The organism is Amycolatopsis palatopharyngis (assembly GCF_003385185.1).
Classification (GTDB): Bacteria; Actinomycetota; Actinomycetes; order Mycobacteriales; family Pseudonocardiaceae; genus Amycolatopsis; species Amycolatopsis palatopharyngis.
Genome location: NZ_PQHZ01000104.1, coordinates 1 through 6,692 on the forward strand (window position 1 = coordinate 1; position 6,692 = coordinate 6,692).

General features: G+C 68.1%; 6 protein-coding genes. 4 read left to right on the forward strand and 2 right to left on the reverse strand.

Features of this window, described 5'->3' with window-relative positions:
- Positions 1 to 705 (reverse strand): acyltransferase family protein (locus D0C15_RS33505; protein ID WP_162830399.1); only part of this gene is annotated, 705 nt, incomplete at its 3' end.
- A gap of 215 nt (positions 706 to 920) precedes the next feature.
- On the opposite strand from D0C15_RS33505, the gene D0C15_RS33510 reads away from it, so the two are divergent.
- Positions 921 to 1,481: an amino-acid N-acetyltransferase gene (locus tag D0C15_RS33510; RefSeq protein ID WP_116052053.1), complete on the forward strand. Its 561-nt coding sequence runs from the start codon at positions 921 to 923 to the stop codon at positions 1,479 to 1,481.
- 96 nt (positions 1,482 to 1,577) lie between these two features.
- Complete coding sequence (locus D0C15_RS33515) at positions 1,578 to 2,012, forward strand: phospholipase (RefSeq protein WP_116052054.1); 435 nt, start codon at positions 1,578 to 1,580, stop codon at positions 2,010 to 2,012.
- 8 nt (positions 2,013 to 2,020) lie between these two features.
- Here D0C15_RS33515 and D0C15_RS33520 read toward each other — a convergent pair whose 3' ends face one another.
- Entirely contained in the window at positions 2,021 to 4,531 is a 2,511-nt protein-coding gene (locus D0C15_RS33520; protein ID WP_116052055.1) for a DNA translocase FtsK, read from the reverse strand.
- A gap of 164 nt (positions 4,532 to 4,695) precedes the next feature.
- Here D0C15_RS33520 and D0C15_RS33525 point away from each other — a divergent pair, with 164 nt between their 5' ends.
- Both D0C15_RS33525 and D0C15_RS33530 read left to right on the forward strand, forming a co-directional pair.
- Positions 4,696 to 5,532 (forward strand): lysophospholipid acyltransferase family protein, encoded by an 837-nt coding sequence (locus tag D0C15_RS33525; RefSeq protein WP_162830398.1) that lies wholly within the window; start codon positions 4,696 to 4,698, stop codon positions 5,530 to 5,532.
- Positions 5,533 to 5,614: 82 nt separating this feature from the next.
- Positions 5,615 to 6,601 (forward strand): EamA family transporter, encoded by a 987-nt coding sequence (locus D0C15_RS33530; protein WP_116052057.1) that lies wholly within the window; start codon positions 5,615 to 5,617, stop codon positions 6,599 to 6,601.
- Positions 6,602 to 6,692: the final 91 nt, after the last annotated feature.

Here is a 6,692-nt window from a genome sequence, read left to right on the forward strand (position 1 = left end):
GCCCAGCACCACCCGCACCCCCACCGGCAGCACCACCCGATCAATCACCAACGCCAGCAACCCACCCAGCGCGAACTCCCACACCCGCGTCAACGAATGGAAATACGCCAACGGCTGATTCACCGCCGTCAACCACACCGATAACACCAACGACCCGGCGAACAACACCCCCAACACCACCGCCACCGACCCGTGCAACCCCCACCCCGCACGCCGCGCCCCCAGCACCACCACCGCGATCAACACCGGCCACACCACATAAAACTGGCCCTGAATCGACAACGACCAAAAATGCTGGACCACACTCGCCGAATTGTGCTGCGCGAAATAATCCACCGCATTCGCGACCAGCTGCCAATTCTCCACATACAACGCCGACGCGAACACCTCACGAATCGTCTGAAACCACCGCGTCTCCGGCAGCAACAACCAACTCGCGACCATCACCACGAACAACACCGTCAACGCAGCCGGAAACAACCGCTTGATCATCCGCGCCCACATCGGCCGGAACTCAATCCGCCCCCGCACCGACGCCCGCACCAACTGACCCGTGATCAAAAACCCCGAAATCACAAAAAACACATCCACGCCACCGGAAATCCGGCCCAACCAGACGTGATACACCACCACCAACAACGCAGCCAACGCCCGCAACCCCTGCAACTCCGGCCGAAAACGCCGAGGGGCAGCCCGGGACACCAGGGGCGAACGGGTGGACTTCGGCCGTGCGGGTATGCGGTCGGTCACTCCCAGTTGATCCACTGAATGTCCTTCGTTGCCGCGCTTACGGGTGAACGCACCATCAGTTTGGGTAGGAAGATATTGACACTGCGCATGCGGCTACCTGCATCGCGGGGTCGGCAACAGGCGGCAGCCAGTGCGAAACGCCGACAGGGGGTCCGGCTAAGTTGACGTCCGTGGCCTCCCAAGCAGCAGGGGTCTCGGTTCGCCGGGCCCGGATCGCCGACGTCCGCACGATCAAGTCTCTCGTCGACTCCGACGCGGGCCGGGTGCTCCTGGAGAAGGAGCTGATCACCCTCTACGAGGACGTACAGGAGTTCTGGGTCGCCGAACTCGACGGACGTGTCGTCGGCTGTGGCGCGCTGCACGTGCTCTGGGAGGATCTGGCCGAGATCCGCACGGTGGCGGTGGATCGGGGCGTTCGTGGGCGAGGTGTCGGACACGCCCTGGTGGGCGCACTGATCGACCTGGCCGACGAGCTGGGCCTCACCCGGATCTTCGTGCTCACGTTCGAGACCGAGTTCTTCGCCAGGCACGGCTTCGCCGAGATCGACGGCACCCCCGTCCCGCGCGAGGTCTACGAGGAGATGCGCCGCTCACCCGACACCGGCGTGGCCGAGTTCCTCGACCTCCCGCTGGTGAAGCCGAACACGCTCGGCAACACCCGGATGCTGTTGCACCTCGACGGCGCCCGGCACCGCGAGGACAGCGCTCGCCCTCACCCGGCAGAGGACTGAAGTTCACCGGGTATCCGCCACTCGGAGGTAGATCAACCAGCGGCAGTGGCTCAAAACTGATCAGACCCTGTTACCTGATCAGCGAGGGAGCCACCCATGACCGCGACAGCTCGTTTCACTCGCAGACTTGCCGGTACCACCGCTATCGCCGCGAGCATCATGCTGGCCGGCGGCACCGCTGGGGCCGCCGACATCCCGGCCGTGACCGACCAGTACCTCTACAGCACCTCGCTGTCCTCATTCAGCCAGATTCGCGGCGACCGGCCGTACGCGGCGCAGCTGGACTGGTCCTCCGACGCCTGCTCGTGGTCACCGGACCGGCCGCTGGGCTACGACTTCACTCGCGCCTGTCATCGGCACGACTTCGGCTACCGCAACTACAAGCGGCAGAGCCGCTTCTCCGAGGCCGCGCGCAAACGCATCGACGACAACTTCTACACCGATATGAAGACGATCTGCGCGGGCCGCTGGGCCTGCAACAGCGCGGCCTGGACCTACTACAAGGCGGTCCGCCAGTTCGGCGCGAGCTGAACTTCCGCTCACTCCTCGTCGGCGCCGCCCGCATCGGGATCGCCACCGCGGATCATGTACAGCACGGAATCGAGTTCCTCCGGCTTGATCAGGACGTCCCTCGCCTTGGACCCCTCCGAGGGCCCGACGACTCCCCGGCTCTCCAGCAGGTCCATCAGCCTGCCCGCCTTGGCAAAGCCGACTCGCAGCTTGCGCTGCAACATGGAGGTGGAGCCGAACTGGGAGGTGACCACCAGTTCGGCCGCCTGCAGCAGCACGTCGAGATCGTCGCCGATCTCGGGGTCGATGTCCTTCTTCTCGCTGGACTTCGCCGCGGTGACGCCGTCGGTGTACTCCGGTTGCGCCTGGTCCTTGGTGAAGTTGACGACGCCGGAGATCTCCTCGTCGCTGACGAACGCACCCTGCACCCGGATCGGCTTACCGGCGCCCATCGGCAGGTAGAGCGCGTCGCCCATACCGATCAGCTTCTCGGCGCCGGGCTGGTCGAGGATCACCCTGGAGTCGGTAAGCGACGACGTGGCGAACGCCAGCCGCGAGGGAACGTTGGTCTTGATCAGCCCGGTCACGACGTCCACCGAGGGCCGCTGGGTGGCGAGGACCAGGTGGATACCGGCGGCCCGCGCCTTCTGGGTGATCCGGACGATCGCGTCCTCGACGTCTCTCGGCGCGGTCATCATCAGATCGGCCAGCTCGTCGACGATCGCCATGATGTAGGGGTAGGGCCGGTACTCGCGCTCACTGCCGGGTGGCGCGGTGATATCGCCCGAGCGGACCTTCGAGTTGAAGTCGTCGATATGCCGGACCCGGTTGGCCTGCATGTCCTGGTAGCGCTGTTCCATCTCCTCGACCAGCCAGGCAAGCGCGGCGGCGGCCTTCTTCGGCTGGGTGATGATGGGCGTGATCAGGTGCGGAATGCCCTCGTACGGGGTCAGCTCCACCATCTTCGGATCGATCAGGATCATCCGGCACTCGTCCGGCGTCGCCCGCGAGAGCAGGGACACCAGCATGGAGTTGACGAAACTCGACTTACCGGAGCCGGTTGAACCCGCCACCAGCAGGTGCGGCATCTTCGTCAGGTTCGCGGTGACGAAATGCCCCTCGATGTCCTTGCCGAGCCCGATGACCATCGGGTGGTTGTCCTTGGCGGCCTTCGACGAGCGCAGTACGTCGCCGAGGCGCACCATCTCCCGGTCGGAGTTCGGCACCTCGATGCCGACCGCCGACTTGCCCGGGATCGGCGCCAGCAGCCGGACGTTGTCGGTCGCCGCCGCATAGGCGATGTTCTTGGTCAGCGCGGTGATCTTCTCGACCTTCACGCCGGGACCGAGTTCGACCTCGTAACGGGTGACGGTAGGCCCCCGGGTGAACCCGGTGACCTGGGCGTCGATGTTGAACTGCTCCAGGACTCCGGTGATCGCCTCGATCATCGAGTCGTTGGCCTTGCTGCGCGTCTTCGGTGCGTCCCCCAGTGTCAGCAGGTCGGGCGAGGGCAGTGTGTAGTCCCCCTCGACCGCCCGCATCACACTGAGCGCCGGTTCCGCCTTGCGCTTCTCCGGCTGCGCCGCGGCCTTCGCCTTCGGTGGGCGTGGTGTTTCCGGCACTTCCGGGGTCTGCGCGACGGCCGGCACCTCGGCGGCCTCCGAAGTGGCCGCCGAGCCCTGCCTACGCCGCGACGGCTTGCGCAGACGCACGGCAGCGGGGTCCGCGCCGGTGACGTCGTCGTCGGCGGGCCCGTTCTTGGCGGCCTCGCGTTCCGCTCGCTCCGCACGGGCGGCTTCCAGTTCCTCCGGATCGAGTCCCCACTCCCGCAGGCGCTGCGGAACCTGCCGCACCGGCGTCCCGCTGAAGACAAGCATTCCGTAGCCGAGCGCGAGTACGAGCAGAGGTGCGGCGACCCAGGGCGTGACCCCCCTGGCCAGCAGGTCCCCGGAGAACCAGCCGAGCCAGCCCCCGGCGTACATCTGGTCCTCGCCGCCCTCGGGCCTGCCGTTGAACAGATGCAAAAGGCCGAGCACCGAAAACGTCACCAGCAGCGTGCCGATGACCATTCGCGGCCTGGACTCCGGTTGTGGCTCCGAGCGCATGAGGGTCACGGCGACGACGAGCAGCACCAGCGGCAGGGTGACCGCGCCGGCCCCCAGCACACTGCGCGTCCCGATGGCGACCCACTGCCCGATCGGGCCCGCCGCCTGCCACCACACGCCCACCGCCGCGATCAGGCCGATGGCGATCAAGCTGAGCGCAAGGCCGTCCCTGCGGTGCTCGGGCTCGAGCTCCCGGCTCCGGCCGACGGTCCTCGCGAGCCCACCCGCACCCTTGGCCAGCAGGTTCCAGCCCCCGCGAACCGTTTGGGCGAAGGCGCCACCGGACGAACGCCGGGCGCGCTTACGCGGTGCGGGCTTCCGGGAGGTGGACCGTGACCTGGTGGAACCGCGTGAGTTCCGCGCAGGGGCCTTCCTGCCGCCGCGCGGCGCGGCTCTGCCCCGCGACCGTCCCTTCGTCACCGACCCGCTAGCCATGCCTCTACGGTAACCGCCGCACCACACTCTGCACCGCAGACACACGGGCACCACCGAACACACCTGTCACCGACGCGCGCGAGCGTGACCGGCGCAGCGGGCCAGACGATCCGGGCGCGCAGCACCCGGCCGCGCGCTTCGCGCGTCATGCCATGCTCTGCACCATGTTCGCGCTCAAGCAGAATGACAACGAGCCGACACGCCGATCGCGACGAGCTCGGGGGACGGTCGAACAGGCTCCGCGGATCTGGCGGGCGATGCTGACCGTCGACGCGGGCCTGGTGCGGCTGGCGGGCAGGCTGCGCGTGAGCGGGGGGATTCCCGCGGACCTGTACGGGCGGCCGTTCCTGATGGCCGCCAACCATATTGGCGTGTTCGACGCGTTCGTGCTGATGGCGGCCTGCCGCAGGATCGGGCTCGCCCCGCGATTCCTGCTGGCCGGCGGTCTGCTGGACACTCCGGTGCTCGGTCCCGCGCTACGCGCCAGCGGCCATCTCAGGGTGGACCGTGGCAAGGCCTCGGCGATTGAGCAGTTCGCGGCGGCGGCCGAGGCACTTCGGACCGCGCAGGGACCGATCATCGTCTATCCGGAAGGCCGCATCAGCCATGATCGGGGGCTGTGGCCGGAGCGGGGCAAGACCGGGGCAGCTCGGCTGGCGCTCGCGTCCGGGGTTCCGGTGATCCCGATCAGCCAGTGGGGCGCGCACGAGGCGGTGTACTGGGGTACCGAGACCGTCAACGGGCCGGCCGACCTCGTGCCACTGGCCCGTTCCGGGCTGACCGCCCCGTTGCGCAGACCGACCTTCCGGGTGCACTTCGGCGAACCGGTGGACCTCTCGGAATTCGGCGAAGGCAGGCCGGGCAGCGGGGTCCGGGCCCACGCGAAGGTCATGCGCGCCATCACCGAGGGACTCGTACCGCTGCGCAGGGACGAGCCGGATGTTCCCCGCTTCCACGATCCGACACGGCCGACCGACACCACCAGCCCCTGGCGACCATAACCGGCGTTCCGTAGTTCAGAGGTTACGAAGAACACGCCCTAAATCGCTTCTGTACGTCAGAGATGACACATAGGCTCACGGCGTGGCCACCGACGTCTCCCTGCCTTCGCCGCCCGTGCTCACCAGCCGAGCTCGTGGTGTCGCACTGATCGTCATCGCCTCGATCTGCTTCGGCAGCTCCGGCGCGATCGGCAAACCCACGATGATCGCCGGTCTCACCCCCGAACAGGTCGCGGCCGTGCGCATCGGGCTGTCCGCCCTGGTGCTGCTGGTCGGCGTCGGGCTGGTCCGGCCCGCGCTGCTGCGGGTTCGCCGTGGCGAGTGGCGCCTGCTGCTCGGGTACGGCCTGCTCGGCGTCGCCGGGGTCCAGTTGTTCTATTTCGTGGCGGCGTCGAGAATCCCGGTGGGCATCGCGATCCTGCTGGAGTTCACCTCGCCCGTGCTGGTCGCTCTGTGGGTGCGGTTCGTGCGCCGGGTGCGACTGCCGCGACTGATGTGGGTGGGCACCGCGCTCGCGATGGTCGGGCTGGGCATGGTCGCCCAGGTCGGTCAGGGCCTGCGGCTCGACGCGCTCGGATTGCTGGCCGGTGTGGGCGCCGCGCTCTGCTCGGCCGCGTACTTCCTGCTCGGCGAGCACGGAGTCTCCACCAGGCACCCGCTGGGCATGGTCACCTGGGGCATGATCGTGGGTGCGGTGGCCGTCTGCGTGGTGGCCCCGCCGTGGACGATCCCGGCCGAGGTGCTCACCTCGCCCGCCGAGTTCGGGCCCTGGCGGCCCCCGGTGTGGAGCCTGCTGATCGCGGTCGCCCTGTTCTCCACCGTGCTCGCCTATCTTGCGGGGATCACCGCGCTGCGCCACCTACCGGTGTCGACGGCCAGCGTGCTGGCACTGCTGGAACCGCTGGTCGCCACCGCGGCCGCCTGGGTCCTGCTCGGCGAGGCGCTCACGGTGCTGCAACTCGTCGGCGCGGCGGTGCTGCTCGGTGGCGCACTGATCGTCCAGCTGACCTCCCCAGGCAAGGACACCACCACCCCCACCCCAACCGGCGAGCCATTCCCCACCCACTGAACGCACCGCGTCGGGGCGCGGAGGATGTCCCCAATGTGGCATTGGGGACATCCTCCGCGCGCCGACGCGGTGCGTTCAGTGGGTGGGGAAT